The organism is Bradyrhizobium genosp. A, from assembly GCF_049949275.1.
Classification (GTDB): Bacteria; Pseudomonadota; Alphaproteobacteria; order Rhizobiales; family Xanthobacteraceae; genus Bradyrhizobium.
In genome coordinates this window covers 2,464,603-2,483,768 of record NZ_CP188196.1, presented here as the reverse complement: position 1 = coordinate 2,483,768, position 19,166 = coordinate 2,464,603, and the positions used below count along the sequence as shown (strand labels likewise).

General features: G+C 57.5%; 17 protein-coding genes and 2 pseudogenes. 5 read left to right on the top strand and 14 right to left on the bottom strand.

The window, feature by feature from the left end; genetic code table 11:
• Positions 1-360 precede the first annotated feature (360 nt).
• Both ACP2YP_RS11595 and ACP2YP_RS11590 read left to right on the top strand, forming a co-directional pair.
• Entirely contained in the window at positions 361-600 is a 240-nt protein-coding gene (locus ACP2YP_RS11595; RefSeq protein ID WP_426424249.1) for a sugar transferase, read from the top strand.
• Positions 584-1,450, top strand: coding sequence for an acyl-CoA acyltransferase (locus ACP2YP_RS11590; protein WP_426424248.1), 867 nt, complete (start codon positions 584-586; stop codon positions 1,448-1,450). The genes ACP2YP_RS11595 and ACP2YP_RS11590 overlap by 17 nt, the downstream gene beginning before the upstream one ends.
• 209 nt (positions 1,451-1,659) lie before the next feature.
• On the opposite strand, the gene ACP2YP_RS11585 is transcribed toward ACP2YP_RS11590, so the two are convergent.
• Positions 1,660-2,127 carry an acyltransferase gene (locus ACP2YP_RS11585; protein ID WP_426424247.1) on the bottom strand — a complete coding sequence of 156 codons (468 nt, stop codon included), beginning with the start codon at positions 2,125-2,127 and terminating at the stop codon, positions 1,660-1,662.
• 728 nt (positions 2,128-2,855) lie between these two features.
• Here ACP2YP_RS11585 and ACP2YP_RS11580 point away from each other — a divergent pair.
• A pseudogene (locus ACP2YP_RS11580) lies at positions 2,856-3,187 on the top strand (IS3-like element ISMamg1 family transposase); the annotation flags it as partial.
• Between the two features lie 2 nt (positions 3,188-3,189).
• Here the strand turns inward: ACP2YP_RS11580 and ACP2YP_RS11575 are convergent.
• The 7 genes from ACP2YP_RS11575 to ACP2YP_RS11545 form a co-directional block, all read right to left on the bottom strand.
• A complete protein-coding gene (locus ACP2YP_RS11575; RefSeq protein ID WP_426424246.1) occupies positions 3,190-3,807 on the bottom strand; it encodes an FAD/NAD(P)-binding protein in 618 nt (205 codons plus the stop codon).
• Positions 3,808-4,334: 527 nt separating this feature from the next.
• Complete coding sequence (locus ACP2YP_RS11570; RefSeq protein WP_426424245.1) at positions 4,335-5,519, bottom strand: hypothetical protein; 1,185 nt, start codon at positions 5,517-5,519, stop codon at positions 4,335-4,337.
• A gap of 348 nt (positions 5,520-5,867) precedes the next feature.
• Positions 5,868-6,758 (bottom strand): polysaccharide deacetylase family protein, encoded by an 891-nt coding sequence (locus ACP2YP_RS11565; RefSeq protein ID WP_426424244.1) that lies wholly within the window; start codon positions 6,756-6,758, stop codon positions 5,868-5,870.
• Positions 6,759-6,805: 47 nt separating this feature from the next.
• On the bottom strand, positions 6,806-7,810 hold the full coding sequence (locus tag ACP2YP_RS11560; protein ID WP_426424243.1) for a glycosyltransferase: 1,005 nt from the start codon (positions 7,808-7,810) through the stop codon (positions 6,806-6,808).
• Complete coding sequence (locus tag ACP2YP_RS11555) at positions 7,797-8,129, bottom strand: hypothetical protein (RefSeq protein WP_426424242.1); 333 nt, start codon at positions 8,127-8,129, stop codon at positions 7,797-7,799. Before ACP2YP_RS11555 ends, ACP2YP_RS11560 begins: the two co-directional genes overlap by 14 nt.
• A 676-nt stretch (positions 8,130-8,805) precedes the next feature.
• On the bottom strand, positions 8,806-9,765 hold the full coding sequence (locus ACP2YP_RS11550; RefSeq protein ID WP_426424241.1) for an aldo/keto reductase: 960 nt from the start codon (positions 9,763-9,765) through the stop codon (positions 8,806-8,808).
• Positions 9,766-9,823: 58 nt separating this feature from the next.
• Positions 9,824-11,476, bottom strand: a complete 1,653-nt coding sequence (locus tag ACP2YP_RS11545; protein ID WP_426424240.1) for an FAD-dependent oxidoreductase — start codon at positions 11,474-11,476, stop codon at positions 9,824-9,826.
• 221 nt (positions 11,477-11,697) lie between these two features.
• On the opposite strand from ACP2YP_RS11545, the pseudogene ACP2YP_RS11540 reads away from it, so the two are divergent.
• Positions 11,698-11,777, top strand: a pseudogene (locus tag ACP2YP_RS11540) (IS5/IS1182 family transposase); the annotation flags it as partial.
• Positions 11,778-11,799: 22 nt separating this feature from the next.
• On the opposite strand, the gene ACP2YP_RS11535 reads toward ACP2YP_RS11540, so the two are convergent.
• From ACP2YP_RS11535 to ACP2YP_RS11510, 6 genes are all read right to left on the bottom strand, one after another.
• A complete protein-coding gene (locus ACP2YP_RS11535) occupies positions 11,800-12,636 on the bottom strand; it encodes a glycosyltransferase (RefSeq protein WP_426424239.1) in 837 nt (278 codons plus the stop codon).
• A 304-nt stretch (positions 12,637-12,940) separates the two neighbouring features.
• The gene (locus tag ACP2YP_RS11530) at positions 12,941-14,083 is read right to left on the bottom strand and encodes a DegT/DnrJ/EryC1/StrS family aminotransferase (protein WP_426424238.1); all 1,143 of its coding nucleotides are present in this window, start codon (positions 14,081-14,083) and stop codon (positions 12,941-12,943) included.
• Positions 14,084-14,125: 42 nt separating this feature from the next.
• Positions 14,126-14,785, bottom strand: a complete 660-nt coding sequence (locus tag ACP2YP_RS11525; RefSeq protein ID WP_426424237.1) for a sugar transferase — start codon at positions 14,783-14,785, stop codon at positions 14,126-14,128.
• Positions 14,772-15,887 (bottom strand): Gfo/Idh/MocA family protein, encoded by a 1,116-nt coding sequence (locus ACP2YP_RS11520; RefSeq protein WP_426424236.1) that lies wholly within the window; start codon positions 15,885-15,887, stop codon positions 14,772-14,774. Before ACP2YP_RS11520 ends, ACP2YP_RS11525 begins: the two co-directional genes overlap by 14 nt.
• 649 nt (positions 15,888-16,536) lie before the next feature.
• Positions 16,537-17,097, bottom strand: a complete 561-nt coding sequence (locus tag ACP2YP_RS11515; protein ID WP_426424235.1) for a hypothetical protein — start codon at positions 17,095-17,097, stop codon at positions 16,537-16,539.
• A 78-nt stretch (positions 17,098-17,175) separates the two neighbouring features.
• Positions 17,176-17,781 (bottom strand): hypothetical protein, encoded by a 606-nt coding sequence (locus tag ACP2YP_RS11510; RefSeq protein ID WP_426424234.1) that lies wholly within the window; start codon positions 17,779-17,781, stop codon positions 17,176-17,178.
• Positions 17,782-18,290: 509 nt separating this feature from the next.
• Between ACP2YP_RS11510 and ACP2YP_RS11505 the strand changes: the two genes are divergently transcribed.
• Complete coding sequence (locus ACP2YP_RS11505; protein ID WP_426424233.1) at positions 18,291-19,154, top strand: methyltransferase domain-containing protein; 864 nt, start codon at positions 18,291-18,293, stop codon at positions 19,152-19,154.
• Positions 19,155-19,166 lie beyond the last annotated feature (12 nt).

Below are 19,166 nucleotides of genomic sequence, written 5' to 3'. Positions count from 1 at the left end.
GTCTTTGCAACCTTTGACGGCCAAGCGCGTGCGCAGCAAGTGTGCCCACGCGGTCAGGGCCGTAGTTAGCGCATTGGGACCGGCAATCGGCGGCGGTATTCATACCGGCGAGTACACAACTGAAGGCCGTACCCTACCCATTTATAGCAGTTCCCCCTCCGTGACCCGAATGGTACGGACAATCCTGCTCCATTAACTCGGGCGGACGGAGTGCTAGTGGTAGAGTGATATGAGCCAGATGCGTCATGGCCACAACAATGAGCCCAGTCGCGCGCTGAAGTTCCGTTCGATGACCGTGATGGACGGCGACAATTTCACCCCGGTCGTCAGATACGACCCACGACCCGTTCGGGACGCTTCTTGCGCCGCACCAATATCGATGAGCTTCCGCAGTTGTTCGATGTTCTGGCTGGCGACAAGTCGATCATAGGGATGCAGCAACCGCGCGAAACGAAGGTCTTCGCTCAGCTGATTTCGTCATTTTCCAGTCGCCACAGCAGTTGTCCTGGTTTTCTGCTGCACGTTGGGCTCGCCGACCTGCCGACGAACAAGCGGGATCGCATCCCACGAAGGGGTTCGGATCATGATCCGATGCCGTGAGATAAGAGAGGTCGATCTTGACGCAATCGCTGATCTTCTGGCGCGCGGCTTTGCGCCCCGCTCGCGCGACTACTGGATAGCCGGGCTCCGGCGCCAGGCCGTGCGCGATGTCCCCGGAGGTTTGCCGCGGTTCGGCTATATGCTGGATCATGGGGGCGCGCCTGTCGGCGTTCTGCTGTTGATCTATACCGCACGGGACGATGGTGGCGGGACCTCCATCCGCTGTAATGTCTCCAGCTGGTATGTCGAGCCTGACTTCCGCCACTACGCGCCGATACTGAGCGCGATCGCGCAGCGCCAGAAACACGTCACCTACGCCAACATTAGCCCGAAGCGCTGGACCTGGCGGACCATCGAAGCCCAGGGATTCCGTGCCTATTGCGGCGGCTTGTTCTTCTCCTTTCCGGCACTCTCGCGGCCTGCGAAAGGCATGCACGTCGAAGTCGTCCCGCAGGACGCGCGCGCGATCGACGGCCTGTCCGAAGCCGACGTCGCGCTGCTTACGCGCCATGCGGCCTACGGCTGCCTCAGCCTAGTGTGCCGCGCGGCCGACGGCCGCAGCTTTCCATTCATCTTGCGACAGATGCGCATTCGCAGCGGCCAATTCGCGCCACCAGCGATGCAGCTGATCCATTGCCATGACATCGCCGACTATGTCGCCTGCGCCAGCACCATTGGCCGCTATCTGCTTACCCGCGGCAAGATCGCGGTCGTGCTCGACGCGAACCAGCGCATGGACGAGCTGACTGGCTTCTACACCGAGGTGCGCGGCCGCAAATATTTCAAAGGCCCGCAATGCCCACGGCTTGGGGATTTGTCGGATACCGAGCTCGCGATTTACGGGCCGTGATCTCCGATCACTCCGTCATTGCGAGGAGCGGAGCGACGAAGCAATCCAGTGCCCCGCGCGCGACCCGGGATTGCTTCGCTTCGCTCGCAATAGGGTCCGCGGATGAAGGCGTTATCGCAGACGACAACTGTGATCGCGCTGTCGACCTCCGACTTGATGGACCGATACCGTAGCTGCAATCTGCGAAAGGTGCTGCCATAACCCGCGCTCTATTTCCGCAGCTTCAGCAAGCGAGCCGGGTTGCCCGCATAGGTCCCGACTGCCATGATATCGCGAGTGACAACCGAGCCCGCGCCAATAACCACGTCATCGACGATGCGCACCGGCATGATCGTGGCATTGGAGCCGATCGAAACCCGGTTTCCTAGCACCGTCTCGCGCCACAGCTCCTTCTTGCCGCGCGCAGGTCCACCGCTCGCAAAGGTGTCGTTGATAAACATCACGCCGTGACCAACGAAGCAATCCTCTCCGATCGTCACCAGCTCGCAGATAAAGGCATGCGATTGGACGCGGCTGCGCGCGCCGATCGCCGCGCCCTGCTGGATTTCGGTGAAAGGTCCGATAAAGCAGTCGTCCCCGATAGTGCAGCCATACAGGTTGCTGGGCTCGACCACCCTGACACGCGCGCCGAAGGCGACATTGCGAATGCCGGCCTTCTGCAGCTCGACTCTGCTCACGACACCACACCCAGCCGGCACAGCCTCGCGCTGAAGAAGGATGATTTGATCATACAAAGGACCTTCTGTTTAGCATTCGTTCAGGCGGAGCGCTGCTCCTTTGTTCGTCGTATATTAAAAAGCCGTACTTGTAAGGCAAGCCCGCGAGCCGCAAGACCGGCAAGGTGCTGGGTCAGCACGAGCCACTCCTAGTCGCTTTCATTCAACAGTAATGAGCGGCATTATTGGGGCACGCCCGATCGCCGAGCAAAATCACCTTCGCCCAGATGCGCGACCCGGGCGTCCGAGGCAGCCTGATCTATTGCCCCGACTACCATTCAACATTCGATCGCGCTCAACGCCCCAAGCGCCGCGCGGTCCCGCAACAAAATTCCAGTTTATGTTGCGGTAGGCCCAACGACCCCTGAGAGAATCCAGAGGTCTTAAGGCTATGAACGTTAGAGTTAATCGTTCGATGAGAGCATGCGCTGCGCAGGACCACTGTACGTCGGCTCAGATGAGCGGCGCCGCGCAGTTGTGGTCGGGATCAATCATCGCAGCCGCCATCGCCTTTTGCGTGAGGAGGAGGTTGGAGACGCAATAAGTACTCGGCATCTCTCCACGTACTATTGCAAAATGAGTGCCCTCCCCCGGAGATACCCGTTAAGGTCTTCAATATTGAACGGGCCGATCAAGCCTTAGAGGTTTCCGACGCTAAGCGGCTGAAGGCGCTTGAGGACGAGAACGGACGGGCACTCGGCACCAGCGCGCCACAGGCGATCCCGCAAGGAGCCAACCAGCGCTGGAGCCTCAACTTCCTGTCGGATGCGTTCGCCGACGCCAAGTTTCCGGATTCTGGCCGTCGTCGACGACTTCACCCCGTGAAATGGCGCTCGTCGCCGGTAACGCGCTGCCGGGCCTGCGGGTCGTACGTGAGCTCTGCCTGGCGCGGTTGATCGGCGATGTGCGTGACAACGGACCCGAGCTGACCGGAATGACCGTGCTGCGCTTCAGCCAGGAGAGGCAGATCGAGTGGCGCTACATCGCGCCCGGCAAGCTGCCCCAGAACGCGTTCATCGAGTTTCAACGCTCGCCTGACGCGCCGGCAATGCACGCGGTCGCGGGCTTTCGCGACCCGATGCACCTCAAAAACCCCGTTTGATGGCCAAATAGGGGAATCACCCGTTTTCCTGCGAACTTCTGGAAGTCGCGGTGCTCTGAAGAGTGGGAAGCCAGGTCGGTGGGCAAGCTCTGAAACTCCGGCGGCCGCCAGGCGAACGAACCGATGCCGGCCGCAATCACTACCCGCCGGGCAAGAAGTGCATCACCGTCGGCCAGTAAGAGCCAGAACCCTTTCGGATGCGATTCGAGATGGGTGACTTTCCGGCGATCAAGGTCAGGCACCGCCTGGCGTTGGTACCAAAGGCCATAACGGACGAAGTGCTCGATCGGCACTGGTGACGCGAACTTGAGGCCATGCGCCGCTTGGTATGCTGCCAAGGTCAGCTGATCGTCCGGATCCGCTATCTGCGTCGCCGACCAATTCGAGCGGAGAAACATGCCGACGGGCATGTTCTGATCCCAGAACGACATGGGTTCACCAAATATGCGAAACTCCAAGCCCTTGACGGTGCGAAGGTGCGCCGCCGCAGCCAGTCCGTTAGGGCCCGCGCCGATGATCACTACATCAAAGATCGTCATTTTATGGGTACTTCAAACAACGTTTACGCGATAGTTTACGCCTTGCCGCCGATCTGAAGCCCGCAAGACCATCGGACCCTCATTCTTTCTGAGTCTTGCGGCATCAGTTCAATAGGAATCGGCAGTTGATCTCCGTGTTGCACGATCTGGTCTTTACCACCGCAGACCTAACCGAGGAAACCGGCTTTCGAGGTATCCCATTCGGCGTAGGTCATAGGATCGCTGCTTGAGGGATTCAGGATTCTCTTTATAGAACTTGATACCTTCAATCCGGTTTTCGATTCCGAAGTCGGTAAAAGCCGTGACCACCTCTGATGACCCCGTCCTCGATCTCCGTTTTCAAACGAGATGTCGCGCGGCCAGTCGCCGTCTTCGTCGAGGTCCTTCGCAATCTGAGTAATGGTGCTGACATGATGGATCGACGCGCGTGGTTCAGCTTCTCATCAATTTCGGAGAAGTCAGAACTGCGCTAACCCGGGAACATAGACGCAATACGATCGCGCAATCGCAGGGCCTGCGGAACGATTTCATAACCCCAGAACCGGCAATCGCTGTTCATCTTCCCTTGTAATCTTCAGCACTTCCAAGCCACCACATCCGATTTCGGCGATCGTCTCGGCGCGGACGCTTTGATCTTCGCGCCTAGCTCTCCTCGGCTGGATTAAAGGCTTGCCGTCACCCTCAGAATTCTGCACGGGCGCAGCGGCAGAAGCGGTGTCCATCTCATAAACAAGTTGATCATTCACCCGGACCGCATACGCAACCCTGGCTCGCTCGCTCCCCTTACCGACAATCCTCCAGGAGCCGTCTAAGTTAACGAGCGCCATCTCGCTCCGGACCTTCCACCATTCCGCGATTTGGCCGGGCAAGGCGACGCAGAGCTTGCCCAGGGCGCGCAACTTAGAAAGGTGTGCGAGCAGCTCGACGTAGACCTTTCGGGGGGCCTGATCGATCACGTAATCCGGGTGAACGATGAAGCTGATCAGGCCGTGCTTGGCACTGATCCGGCCGATTTGCTCCTGCCAGAGCCGGGTCGAATAATCCTTGAGGATGTGAAACAAAGAGTAGTCCTGCGTCGTGGTCACCGGCAGTTCGACGGTTGTACCGACGAAAAAGGGAAAAACGGTGCAGCACCCGCCACGCTGCGGGTCAAGGTGCGCCACATTCGGAATTGACATGTCATAGGCGAAACCGAGTGAATCACACCAGTCCGCGTTCCGGTAGAGCACCGCCGAGCGGAAGCCCGAAGCCTTGAATTCCCGCGCGTAATGTTTGATCCGTTCGGCCCGGCGCAGAAACTCTTTGTGGTCGGCAAAAAGATGACCGTCGTGGTTCAGGTCGTGGACGTTCACTTCGAACCCTCGCTGCCGGATGTCATCCAGAACCCTGGGCGGCAGCGCGTATCGCCCTTCCGGCACAAGCTGGAAAGAGGATTTGATGGCGAATGAATCGTTCAGATCCATGAGTTGCGGGCAGAAATTCAGGCCAGCGCGCGTTTCGACGTCATGCGTTACCATCGCACAACTCTCGTGGCCATCCGGCCAGAACCAGATGAACGGAACGCGCTCGAGATCCCGGGATTTCATCGCCAGAACCAGCAATCGCTCCAGAATGTTCTCGACCGTCAGATCCACCGGCCAGAAGGGAAACGGAATATTTTCCCAACCGCGCAAGTACCAGGATTGCAGGTGTTTCCGTATCGCGACGGACATGAATGGGCGCGCCGAGTAGTACAGGTTTCGTACAACGTTGTGAGCCAGGCTGGACCGTTACGCGTCGCCGGTATGCCACTATATCGCTCCAGGCGCAGGTTGTTCACCACCTGGACCGGGTCGAAAGGGAGTAAAACCGTATCAGCCTGCGCGCGTATATGCACATAAGCGTCGGAAAGATTTCTCGCCGGCAAAGTCGACGAAACCCCGAAAGAGCATTGCCCGAAACAGACCGTTCCGGACCCGAACTGAAAATAACCCGGTGCCTGCGGAAGATCTCCTGTGATCGAGAATTCGGCCAGATCGTCGGGACAACGATAGTGGCCCGACAGGAGGCGCACCGTCGCGTCAGCGTTGTGCCCCGGTGTCATGCACTCTTCTCCTTGATGCATCGAGGGCAGCTTTAATTTCTCCCCACAGACCACTCGCCTTGACGAGCAGTTCGTGCTGGTCCGCATCGTCCGGGACGCAGATCCTGCGCAATCTGAAGAGCGGAGTCTTTTTCGAATTGAACCCGCGATCCGTGCTCAAGGCGCAGCTGTAACCCGCCCTCTCCGCCAAACGTAGCTCGCGTTCGGAATAGTCGCCGTTTGGATAGGCCAGCGCATACACCTCGTGGCCGAGCTTAGTCTGTAGGTCTGACCTTGATCCTGCGATCTCGGCCTCCGCCTTCTCTTCTGAACAGCGTGGCAGGACTGGGTGGAAGACGGTATGCGATTGAAAGTCCGCCTTGGTGTTCAGCTGTCTGAGCTCGGCGATGGAAAGGACCTGCCGGTCGTCGAACTCTTTCGCCTCCTCGAAGCCGGTCCGACGCAGGGTCGCGAGGCGTTCGTTGTCAGGCACGGTCTTGAGCTGTTGAACGAGCGCCGGTGACATCTCATGCAAGAACCAGAACCTTCGACGCGTCCCGATGAGACCGCTGCAAAGAAAGATCGTGATCGGGACGTTTTGCCGCTCGAGAACCTTTTTCAATGCGAAGTTGCTGCGATGTCCATCGTCGAGTGTTACGACCAATGCCTTCGGCGGTAGCTTGCTGAAATCACCCGTCCGCCTTGCTTCGACATAGGCCGATAAAGGAACAATATTGTAGAGGCGTCTGAGCACGCCGATCTGTGCATCGAAGGCCTGCGGCGTTGGAGCGTGATAGACGAGAATCGTGACTTTGTTGCGCTGGAATACCTCTCGAAATACCAACGGAAGCAACGTCAACCGCAATGCCAGAAACGCGAGTTTCCGCATCGCCGTACTCTCAGGCCTCCAGGAGAGTGCATCTCGCCGTACTGGGGTCATCTGATCTGCGGCAAGCGCCTGCCCACCGCCCTCCCTCTGAAATTGGAGAGAACTTCGGTATAAACGCCGACGATCTTCCCGACGGTGAGCGCCTGGTCGTATCTTGCCATTGCAGCCCGCCCCTGGAACGCTCCGCGGCGCGCCCCGTCAAGAACCTCTTGAAGATTGCGAGCGATTGCGCCGACTTCTTGCGGACAGATCCGTGTTCCCGCCACGCCGCTGAACAGCTCACGGACGTCGCCGACGTCCGTCGACACCACCGGGAGATTGCACGCGAGAGCTTCCTTGACGGAGGTCGGGGACCCTTCTCGATCCGAGCAGAGAAGCATGGCGTCGGCCGCGCTGTAGCACCACGGCATTTCGCCGTTCGCCACATCGAAGACCGTCATCAACTCCGCGTTGACGCCCTCCTGCACTAGTCGCTCGACTGACGCTCTTGCCACATCATATCTCTTCACAAGGCGCGCCGGATCAAATGGAAACAGAACGATATGCCTGTCTATCGGCCACCCCAGCCGAGCACGTGCTTCGTCGCGATCGTATGGCTTGAATACACCGAGGTCGACCCCGCAGGGAATCACGGTTCCCGGAATCCATCTTCGCATCTCCTCCGAAACGACGATGACGGCATCGGCGAAATGCGAGACAGCCCGCGTGCACAACCTTTCAAAGATATTTCCGAGCACGTCGCTCCCGTGCAGCGTGATCACGAGCGGCGCCTGCACTCGAAACGTTGCAGGATATGCCGAATACCCGTAATGCGCATGGACAATGTCGTATGCCACCGCTCTCGTCATTCGCATGACATCAAGAGTGCACCTCAGATAGTTCACCTTGGACTGGAATCCGAGAATATTGATGACATCGACCGTGTGGCCGAGCCGGCGCAGCTGCTCTACCTGGTGGCACACGTAGGTTCCGGCCCACGGTCGCTGCGGATTCGGATACGTGTTGGTGACACAGAGTATCCTCACGATTGGTGTTCCCTCAACGCTTGGCACGAACTGCCATCGAGGCACTGGCCTGCGCCGCCAACCCCTTTGCGCCGTCGTCCGATCCCGCCGGGACGCCCATCACGAGCGCACCGTCGGGCACGTCCTTCGTCACCACCGCGCCATCACGCGAAACAGCGACAGACGGATATGGTGAACGGACATATTCCAATCTGTCAGGGCGGAGACCAGCGGCCATCGACATCCTTGCGCCGCGCATATTGCAGCTGACACGGATGTGCTTCGCACCCCGGTAGCCGCAACCGATGACGGCGAGCGACGGGCCGTTTTTCGCGGTCTGAATTTCCGCGTCCTCATTTTCCGCCATGCTGGCTTCCTTGTTTGAAGGCCCCCCTCGTGAGGTTATTCAAGATAACCGACTGGGCGCGCTGGCTGTTGAAGAACGTGGACAATGATCTACGCTCTTACGGGGTACTCCCCGCGACCAGGCCAGCGCCGGGAAAATGACCCTTTGAGGAAAGGCGGGAAACTCTGGCGGCTGGTCAATTTCGCAATTCGCAAGCCCAAAGGAAAGTGTGGCTTTGACACATCTGGAAAGAAGCGCTGCCAAGCAAATGATTTGGATTCTGGTTGTCCGGCGGAGCGAGGTAGCGGGCGGGCATTGCTTTTGTTGCTAAGGGCTGCCAGGCGGTGTCAATGTTGCATCCCAAAAGTATGCGCCCGCGGTGTGGGCATGAATGATCTTGGTGCCATCCGGCGCAATATCCGAGCCCGGCAACTGACTGCCCGCCGATCTTCACAGTCGACCGCGCAGAGGAAGCTCTCCCCCCGGACTGAGCGCGCCGATAACTGGAGTCGTCGACCGCTGGGCGTGAGCGACCGTCGTGGTAGCAGCAGCGGCGCTGCCGAGAAGCCTTATGAATTCACCTTACTTTATTGGGCGTCTCATCGGCGTTGGCGAGCAGCAGCAAATGAGGATCATCGCCGCAGTTCTTACACCGACGGAAAGTTCTAACTCTCTCTGCATTTGCACCCACCCGGGTTCAAGTTGCAAACAGCCCCTTCGCTAGTTCTTGCAACCGTGCCTTTGCGGGCATCTGCTCCAGGCGACGGAGGTTGAACTCCAGGTGCTCTTTCTTGAACATCGAAAAAAGCGTGATTCCATCTCTGTTGGTCGCAAGTGCGTAATCCGCCAGGAACGCCGCGGCAATATCCTCGCTGCTTCCACGATAGCCAGCTTCACGCAACACCTGCAGTCTGATCGCGTTCGACCCGATCAGTTCGCGCAAGCGATCGAGAGCCCCAAATACGCCGTAAGCGCTATGCGTTACAAATGTGATGGGTCGTTCCGGCGGCTGTCGTTTGGCTGCCTCCTCCAGGGACGGCTCGAACGGGTTGTTCGCGACCTGAATGACCTGGTAGATGCTCGAGTGTGCAACACCGAGCAAGCCAGCTTCTAAAGAGGAGGCGATGGAGATCGTCTTTGCCTTGCCGCTTCTGACGATTCGTTCTAGTACCGCCAGAATATCGTCGCGTACGACCTCATTCTCGTCGACTTGGTGTAGGGCAAGAACTTCGACGTGATCCGTTCGCAGTCGCTGCAGGCTTTCGTCGAGACTAGCCGAGATTAATTTCGCAGTGAGCGGTAGACTCTTCGCTTTCGGACGCGCGCTGGTTACGTATTTTCGGACGATTGGAACGACGTCGACGATAACGCGAGCCACCGGTTTTGCTGCACGCAGCAGTAGCGGCGTTCGTGCCGGCCGGATCCCCACCTTCGAGCAGATCCTTAACTTGTCCCGCCTTCCTTGCGCAAAGTCCCCAAGTATCGCCTCGGCTTCAGCATCGCCGTATGACGGTGCCACATCAAACCACGTGATCCCGGCATCCCACGCGCGAGCAAGCGCGTTGAGACCCTCCCGGCGACTGACGCGTGAGCCGAGGGAGGCACATCCCATGCCGATTTCGGATCTAGGACCGGTATCCTTTACGCTGAGCTGCATCACTATTTGTCCGTATTGCGCTGCCGGATTGCTTGCTTACCGATGGCGCACTTTGACTTCATCCGCACGGTAAACCGTGAACTTTCCAACGTTCTGCAAGACGCATGGCAAGGGCAATCGCTGTTAAGGTGGGATTGGCTTGCCCCGACGTCGGCAACACTGCTGTGCTGACTACGAAGAGATTGGCGGAATCGAATGTACGCAGATTTTTGTCGACCACGCCCTCATTCCTGTTGGTCCCCATTCGAATTGTGCCAATCTGATGTGCGCCGTGCCTCGCTTGGCTGAGAACTGCGCCCACGCGATGGTCAGGCGGGACATTCCATTCCAGATAACCGAAACCGGTTCTGCTCAACCAATCAGAAAGCAGCTCATGCGTACGCACCATCGAGCGCGCGTCGGTTTCATCGAATCGAAGGTCTACGCAAATTTTTGCGAGGCCGGTGCGATCGGCATCCTTTGAAAGCGTCACGCGGCTGCTCGGTTGCGGGGTCTGTTCCGCATGATAGGCGAGACGGTAGCGGAAATCCTTGCTGCGAATAAAGAAGCCAGGCAGCCGCGACTTCGCCATGTAATGGCGCCACACGAAGTCGGTCGAAACGGCTATCGCGCTCGGAATTCCCTTCAAGACATTGAGGATATGGGCATGGAAGTTGACCCGCTCCGGGGGAATGTGGTGCTTCCTAATCACCTCTGCGACGATAAGACGGCCGACAGGAGGGTAAGCCAGAGCCAAGTAGACCAACGACAAAATTGCGCTACCATGTCGGGGATCGGATACAGCGGGCACTACCGGATACATTGCGCTGTTTAGAATTCCCTCGCGAAGCTGGGTTGTTTCGCTAGGAACAAACCGGCGTCTGACATAGGAGCCATGCGAGTCGATAAAGTAGTCGAACGCGCCAGCGAGTGCCGAATTGCGAAAGACGATCTCGCCGACGTGGCCAGTTACGTGGCCCATGTAATAGCGGCCAAGCGGACCATTGATGCCGCCGAATCGATCGGACGAGTCGCGTTTAGCGGCAAGGAGCAGCCGGGTACTCTCTAAGCCACCGGCCGCGATCACGAGATGACGCACCGGTAGTCGCAACCGTAACAAACTGTCGGAACGGACGATCTCAACCGCTGTGACGAGGCCGTTCGGGGCGAAATCAATGCCCACCACCGTTGCGCAGAGACGAACATCGATGCGGCTGCTGGTTGCTAGGGTTTTCCAATGACTCTGCTGCAACTTCTGGCGGTTGACTGCGCGCTCCAACGTATGAAAACTGAAAGTGCCGTCGTCGGTCGTAACGCCTGGAACTGGCAGTTCAAAAATCGGCTCACCTGATTGAGTGTACCGGCAAGCCTTGCCGTAGTGCGGAAGCAGCTCCTCGTAGGTGATCGGCCAGCGCGCGCCAACCAATCCCGGTCGCTTCGCGAAATCGATCGGGTCAAATCTTACGCAGATGCCCCCCCATAAATTCGACGTTCCGCCAAGTTGGCGTGATATCGCAATGCGCATGTCATGGTGGATGTCGGGTCTGACAATATCGGCGTCGGAAAGTTGTTGGATGTAAGGATCCGCCGCTCTACGACCCGATTCAAGAAGCAGGACCCTGAACCCCAGGTTGTCGAGTTCCACCGCAAGACATATTCCAACGGGTCCAGCGCCAATAATACAGACGTCGTGGGAGGCGTCGCTCAATCCATCAAATGTTTCGCAGATCATGCTAGATCCCATCGAGCCATAGGAGATGAGATACCTAAAAGCATATTGAGCAGAGAATGGCTAAGCAAACGAAATCCGTCAGGTGGTATCGCATATCCCCCCAGTCGAGGAATTGAAACACTCTTCTGATCTGCCATAGGTAGGTAGTGTGGACTCGAAGGATTCCCTTTTGGGATCAAATCAGATTCAAGGCTGCTTTTTTGGAGGCGGTCTTGGGTTTGATGGATCGATTGGATTGAGCGACGCGGCGTGGGATCGGATGGCCCCGCTGATCATAGGTCGGCCAGACGAGAAGGGCTCAAACCCCAGCTCGCAATCAAACTTCAAAAGAAAGCGCCACTGTTCCCGCTTGCCAATCGCCGAAACAGCTCAACGTGCTTCTGCACCATTTGCTCAATCCCGAACTTCTGCTCGACGAGTGCCCGTCCTGCGCGACCGAACGCGCTTCCAATGTCAGGACGGTCGACAAATTCCTTTATCCGCAGCGCCAGCGCATTTTCATCTCCGAGTGGTACTAGATATCCATTCTCTCCGTTCTTGACAATTTCGCGATTGCCCGCCGCGTCTGTCGCTATGACCGGCTTTTCCAGTGCCATGTACTCCATAATTACATTGGAGATTCCCTCGCCGTTTGTTGAAACCAATACTCCGACGGAAAACGTTTTTATGACTTCTTCGACCCGTTTTCTGGCCCCCAGAATGCGTATATTCGACTGACCGTCGCGCTTCAAACGCGCCATGAAGCTTTCCAGATCCGGTCCTTCGCCCACAGCAACGAATGTAATGTCCTTCCGCTCCCTGCACAGCAATTCTGCCGCTTTGAAAAACGTAGTGTAGTCTTTGTCTCGACAGAATCTTCCGATCATGCCGACGACGTGTTTGGTTCTTAGATCCAACGAGCGCTTGACGTCCTCGACGTCAGGAAGATTTTTTGTTCGATCAAAATCAAAACCGTTATGTATACAAAGACCTTTTTTGCCATCTACTCGGAAAGATCTAAGTCCCGCTAATGAATTTGCCAATATTACATCTGAAAATGGAGCTGTCAGAAGTAAACGTCGGTACCCACGATCCTTCAAATTCACAAACGGCGGTGCGTTTTGTATCATCCCGTTGACCAAAGCCGATCTGAATATCAACGCAATTGGCGATGCATACACCGAACACATCGACTCCCACGTATATATTATGTTCGGTCGATATTGCCTCGCCAGATCATATAGCTTTTCGAGAGTACGAAAATCCCATGGTCCGCTTCTTCTGAAGATGTGTATTTTTATTCCCAGCGATCTCACCTCATCGTAGTGTATGACATCTGAAAGAACGACTAGTTCGTTGATGAACCCGTCCAACTTGCTGAACCCGCGCAACAGTTCAACCAGTTGCCGCTCCTTCCCTCCAGAGGTCAACGTGTCGGTTATATGCAGTATCCTGATCGCGGACCTTGACGAATTCAGCATTCCATCACCCGACCGTTATGACCGCAGTTCCAGCGTTGTGACCGTCCCGCTCGGCAGCAGCGCGCGCAATCGCGGCGACACGGCGCACCTGGTCGCGTGTGAGCTCGGAGAACATGGGCAGGGACAATGATCGCGCGGCCATCGCTTCGCAGCATGGCAAGTCGCCCTGCTTGTAGCCGAGATGGGCGAGAGCAGGCTGTAGGTGGAGCGGCAACGGATAGTGGATTCCGGTCGCCACGCCGGCCTCGTCGAGCTTGATCCGCATTGCGTCACGATCGTTCGTGGTGATCACATACAAATGGTAGACGTGCGTCGACCCCTTTCGAACGAACGGCGTCTTGATCCCCGACTGCGTCAACTCCGCAGCGTACCACTCCGCAGCGCGCCGCCGATTGGTGTTCCATTCATCCAGACGCCGGAGCTTGATCTGCAGGACTGCCGCCTGGAGGGCATCTAACCGGCTGTTGAACCCGATCTCGGCGTGGCTGTAGTGGGTGGTTCGACCGTGGTCACGCAGTCGTTCGATCCGCTCGGCGATCGCGGCACTGTTGGTGGTGACCGCTCCGCCGTCGCCATAGGCCCCGAGGTTCTTCGTCGGATAGAACGAGAAACATGCGACATCGCCGAGCGCCCCGGTTCGGACCCCCTGATATTCCGCCCCGTGGGCCTGGGCCGCGTCTTCTAGCACATAGAGGCTGCGCCGCCGTGCGATGTCCTTGATTGGACCCATGTCAGCCGGCTGTCCGAAGAGGTGGACTGCGATGATCGCTCTTGTACGATCCGTTACGGCGCGCTCGATCATCTTGGGATCGATCGTGTAGGTGTCCGGATCGATATCGACGAAAACAGGCCGCGCTCCCGTCGCCACGATGGCGGCCGCGGTGGCGATGAAGGTATGGGCGGTTGTAATCACCTCGTCGCCATGACCAATACCCAAGGCCCGCAGCGCCAAATGAAGCGCGTCCGTGCCGTTCGCCACACCGCGCGCATAACGCACCTGGCAATACGCGGCGAAATCTCTTTCGAACGAGGCAAGCGCCTCGCCGCCTACGAACTGAGCGGAGTTGAGAACGCCCCGAATTGCTTCGGCCACCTCGTCCTTTAGCGTCTCATATTGTGCTTTGAGATCGACAAACGGAATGTGCATTTTTCGAACCTTATGAGAATCCGTCTTTGTTTCTTGAGAACGTCATCGGGCACCGTGCCCCCGCAGTACCGCGGGAAACGTCAGGGCAATCAACTTCAGGTCGGTCCATAAGGTCCAGTTCATTGCATATTCGACGTCCATCTCGAGCATCACCTCGGGGCTGACACGACCCCGACCGCGCACCTGGCAAATTCCGGTTATTCCGGGCTTCACAATGTGACGCTTATGATGCCACTCCCGGAAGTATTCGAGTTCATAAGGAATCGCCGGCCGCGGACCGACGATGCTCATTTCGCCCCGCAATACGTTGAGGATTTGAGGCAGCTCGTCGAGGCTGGTTCTCCGCAGCCACCGTCCCACGGGCGTCACGCGAGGATCGTCTGTCAGCTTGTATGGGGCATCGGGGTCGTCCGAGAGGGTTTCATTCGCCCAAAATCGCCGGATCGCCTCGCGATGGACGTTTTCGTCGGCGTTGTGGCGGAGCGTCCGGAATTTGAAACAGTTGAACGGCTTCTCGTCGCGTCCGATCCGACGTTGGCGAAAGACCGCTGGTCCGGGACTATCGAGACGGATTGCTATCCACACCACCATGAAGACCAGGGCCAGCGGCACGATCGCGAGAACGCCGATCGCGACGTCGAGCGCGCGCTTGCCGTATTCCCGCGGGGTCGCTTTCCGTCGCGTGGCTTCATGCGACGGCAATTTCGGGACCTCCCGCCGGCATGTTCCGCCGCCGAAACATCCGTTGATCCTTACCGTTGCTATGGTGTTTGTGCTTGAGCCGTAGACACGCCGATGCCGCCTCGAGCGCTTCGACAACACGCAGCCCGTGCATTCCGTCCGCGCGCGGACGTTCCCCGGTCATGATCGCGTTGACGAAGTCGAGCACCTCGAGTTTCAGCGGTTCGCTGCTGGATATTGCGGGAATATGAACGTCGCCATGATGATAGGCCGATTGGAAGTCGGCGTAGGAGTCGCCGTCGATCCGCGGCCTGAACCGCTTCTGATATACGCGCACTTTCTCGGACGGCGCCACGTCGTCGAACACCAGCATCGCATCGCTTCCGACGATCGTGATCTGGCGCACCTTGACCGGGTCCAACCAGGAAACATGCACGTGGGCGGTCGGGCCGCTCTTGAAGCCCATCTTGGCGTAAACAACATCCTCAACGTTGGGCAGAACGTGCGCGCAACCCCAGGCGCCGATGGTTTGCGGCACCTCCTCGAGCAGGCAGAAGATGATCGAGAGGTCGTGTGGCGCCAAGTCCCAAAGGACATTGGCGTCCTGCCGGTAAAGACCGAGATTCAGGCGCCGCGAATCAATGTAGTAGAGCTCACCGAGAGAGCCGCTCTGGATCATCTGGCGCATGACACCGACCGCCGGGTGATATTCGAACGTGTGCCCGACCATCAGAACACGCTTGCGCTTTTCGGCAATCGCGTTCAACTCGCGGCATTGCGCGCTCGTCATGGCCAACGGCTTCTCGACGAGCGCGTGCTTACCGGCCTGGAGCACCGTCCGCGCCAGTTCAAAGTGCGTCTCCACAGGGGTGGCGACAATGACCCCGTCTATGGAAGGGTTATTCAGAACCGCGCCGATATCACGCGAAACGGCGACAGAAGGATACTGTGAACGGATATATTCCAATCTGTCAGGGCGTGGATCAACGGCCATCGACATCCGTGCGTCGCGTATATCGCAGCTGACACGGATGTGTTTCGCACCCCAGTAGCCGCAGCCGATGACGGCGAGCGACGGACCGCCTTTCGCGGTCTGAATTTCAGCGTCCTCATTTTCCGCCATGTTGGCTCCTTGTTTGAAGGCCCTCATCGTGGGTTCATTCAAGATAACCGATTGGGCGCGCGGGCTGTTGATGAACGTGGATAATGAACACGCTCTTTTGGGGTACTACCAGCGAGGGTGATCGGCCTGTTGCAACTGCGCGCGCGGCATCGACAAAACAAACCCGCGCGAGAGACATAGTGTCATGGCCGACGCTAGACCGCAGAGGGGACTATTTCCAGCTTACCGAGATAGCGCCGCGGCCCCTTCTCGGGCCAGTAATTTGCATCCGGCCCTGCACCATGCCGATGGATCAAAGCGGATCATTGAATGCTGAAAAAACATCCTTCCCAGGGCTTATAGATTTGACCATCGAGCGTCACCATAGGCCGGGAAGCCTTCCTCCACGGCTGATTCCAAACATGATTCGCGCTACAACGGAAACGGGGAATACAAGTCTATATTTGATCATGCTTGATATTGATCCCCTATATGAGCGTCTTCGGCTTTCTCTGCCTTCCTCGCTTTCATGCCACGCGCTCTCTGCGTAGTCGCTCTGCTGCGGGATAACCAAAGACTGCAAGCGTTTTGATTTCCTCGCAATGGCGATAAGCTGCAGAGGTTCACCGCTGTAGAACTGGTACCGCGTTCCCGCTCGGGAAGGGTCGACTCATTTCAGCCATTTAGCAGGACGAACCGTGGTGACCAAGTACACATGAATTGAGTCAAATCCGTTTGCACTAAGAACTCGAAAAAACAGCTCTGGCGAAAATTGATAAAACTCATGTCCACATTGATTGTTGGCAGGCGGTGCAAATAGCGCGATGCCGCCCACCTTGAGCAAGTCGAATACATTCTTGAATGACGTGGCTACATTGAAAACGTGTTCCAACGTCCCTCCGTCATAGAAGAAAGAGGTGGTGTCCTGCAGGTGTTCAGGAATTGGCAGATTGAGATCCTGGACAATGTCCGCTCCCTCGAAATCGCTGGCGTCAGTGGCTCGACTGACTTTGAAGCCGGACAGGTTGAGAAACGTTTCCGCCGAAGGGTCCTTCACGCTTGCTTCCATCTGGCTTTCAGTCCAGCCTGCACCCACATTCCTGTTGACGCTGTGAAGGTCCTTCAATGAAAATGAACTGTCCTGCCGTCCCAACGAGAGGATTTCGTCCCCCAAAAAGTTGTTTGCCTTTAGATACGCTATAACGTTGGCAACCTGCGCGTTTATACCCATGCGATGCATTCCTCTTCAATGAATTGGTCTTTCCAATCACGGCAACAGCCCCACCATGCGCCCTTCCGGTTAAGCTTGTTAGCAAACTGACGATTGGCTTCGATGTCGTAGCCGGACGCCCCAAGCTGCCAGCTGTAGCAAGGCGGCCGCGGTGGCCATCAGGGTGAAGGGCAGATATTCAACGAGACGCCGAATTCCTCCGTGCGACGGATTACCGAAATCATAGAGAAAAACGTAGAGAATGTAGTTCATTCCGATTGTTCGCAATAATTGCCAGCCCTTCGGACCAAGCAGCGCGTGCAGATTTCCCAAGGAGAAAAGTGCGAGAAGAAGGGTAAAAGCCGCAGCAATTCCGAAACGGATGAGTATGGCGAGTGGCGGCACTGCGCCGATCCAGCAACGCCAGCTGACCAGGGCGAGATGAACAAAGAGCGCGGCCGCAAAGGCGAGGCCAAACTCGCGACCGCGCTGCTTCAGCGGCAGAAACGTCGCACCAAGCAGGGTGGCCAATGCCCCTCCGGCATAGGCCGCCCAGAACCAAAGAAACGCGACGCGTCCTGTAGCGAAAAGAGCCGCATCAGTGCCGTGAGCGTCAGCACCGCGAGCCACGAGTATCATGACCGCCAAAAACAGATTGGCTGCAAAGGCCGCGCCCACCCACCATTTTGCAGATCTGGATCGCATGTCCTGCGCCTCGACGCCGAATGGCTCTGAACAGCAGCCAGATTGGTATCCTTTTCAATTTGCGCGCGCCCCGAACGGCCCCGCAACGTCGTGGAAGCGGGGCCGCCTAGCGCGCCGGACGCAGAGCCCTATCGCCGGCGCTCAAACAATCTATTGCAAGTCTTCGCGCGAAATGAGACTCCCAAAAGGAGTACCTCAAGATGAGAGTGGAGACGATGGACTCTCGCCTCGCCTCTAGTTTGAAGACGTGGCGTGCTCCTTGGTATGAGCCGGTTCATACCACCGCGAAAGCATGGTATCGTTCGGCTGCCTCCGCTGACCAAACGGCGTGAGGGTGGCATCTCGCCGAACTAGGAGGATGGTGCTTAACCGACGAAAGACCGTTCCTCATGCGTTTGATTCCCGTGATCAGAGGCACTGCGACGTGCATTCCCGGTCTATACAACGCTGTATCCAAATGGCGGAAGGTAGGGACGCGAGGGACAGATACCGCCCCGTATTGCTATGAGGTGTGGCTGAAGCACCTGGCACTGCTCTGGACCAACGGCCTGCGCGCCATTCCCGATACGATTGCTGAACTAGGGCCGGGAGACTCGCTAGGGACCGGTCTGGCAGCGTTGCTGTCCGGTGCCAACCACTATTATGCGCTGGATATCGCTCACTACGCTAACACGACTCGAAACCTAATGATCTTCGATCAATTGGTTGACCTTTTTCAACGGCGCGCCGGGCGCCCCAGTAGAGGCTGGCCTGATTACGATCAACACCTCGACTCAAACCTGTTCCCCAGTCACATCCTGACCCAGAGTTTGCTGGAGCGCTCCCTCGCCCCAGATCGTATAGCTGCCATACGCTCTGCCCTAGTGCACCCCAGCCTGGATACAGACCGCATCACCATTCGCTATATGGTGCCGTGGAACGAGGCTTCTGTGATTCGCGAGGCGACGGTTGATCTTGTCTTCTCCCACAGCGTTTTAGAGCACGTCGTCAACCTGGAAGACACCTACCTGGCGTGCGCGCAGTGGCTCAAGCCTGGCGGTTGGATGTCTCACCAGATTGATTTCACCGCACAGTACCTGGCGAAAGTATGGAATGACCACTGGACCTACCCGGACTGGATATGGAAGATCGTCATGGGCAAGCGTTCCTATTATCTCAATCGGCAACCGTGCTCCCAGCATATCCAATTGCTACGCGCCAGTGGATTTGAGATCATATGCCACCTGAACGCGATAAGAATTGACGGGATCAAGCGCTCTCAACTCGCTCCGCGTTGGAAAGGCCTGTCCGAGGATGACTTCACCTGCGCGGGGGCATTCATTCAAGCCCGTAGCTCTGATCGCGCACCGAAGGCCACGCCACCTCCCAATTAGTGGTGACCAGCC

Bases quoted from the DNA above. Each gene is read 5' to 3' on its own strand.
- ACP2YP_RS11550 (WP_426424241.1), bottom strand. From the start codon at position 9,765: ATGCAGCTCAGCGTAAAGGATACCGGTCCTAGATCCGAAATCGGCATG.
- ACP2YP_RS11510 (WP_426424234.1), bottom strand. From the start codon at position 17,781: ATGCGATCCAGATCTGCAAAATGGTGGGTGGGCGCGGCCTTTGCAGCC.
- ACP2YP_RS11520 (WP_426424236.1), bottom strand. From the start codon at position 15,887: ATGGCGGAAAATGAGGACGCTGAAATTCAGACCGCGAAAGGCGGTCCG.
- ACP2YP_RS11555 (WP_426424242.1), bottom strand. From the start codon at position 8,129: ATGGCGGAAAATGAGGACGCGGAAATTCAGACCGCGAAAAACGGCCCG.
- ACP2YP_RS11590 (WP_426424248.1), top strand. From the start codon at position 584: ATGATCCGATGCCGTGAGATAAGAGAGGTCGATCTTGACGCAATCGCT.
- ACP2YP_RS11575 (WP_426424246.1), bottom strand. From the start codon at position 3,807: ATGACGATCTTTGATGTAGTGATCATCGGCGCGGGCCCTAACGGACTG.
- ACP2YP_RS11570 (WP_426424245.1), bottom strand. From the start codon at position 5,519: ATGTCCGTCGCGATACGGAAACACCTGCAATCCTGGTACTTGCGCGGT.
- ACP2YP_RS11545 (WP_426424240.1), bottom strand. From the start codon at position 11,476: ATGATCTGCGAAACATTTGATGGATTGAGCGACGCCTCCCACGACGTC.
- ACP2YP_RS11530 (WP_426424238.1), bottom strand. From the start codon at position 14,083: ATGCACATTCCGTTTGTCGATCTCAAAGCACAATATGAGACGCTAAAG.
- ACP2YP_RS11565 (WP_426424244.1), bottom strand. From the start codon at position 6,758: ATGCGGAAACTCGCGTTTCTGGCATTGCGGTTGACGTTGCTTCCGTTG.
- ACP2YP_RS11515 (WP_426424235.1), bottom strand. From the start codon at position 17,097: ATGGGTATAAACGCGCAGGTTGCCAACGTTATAGCGTATCTAAAGGCA.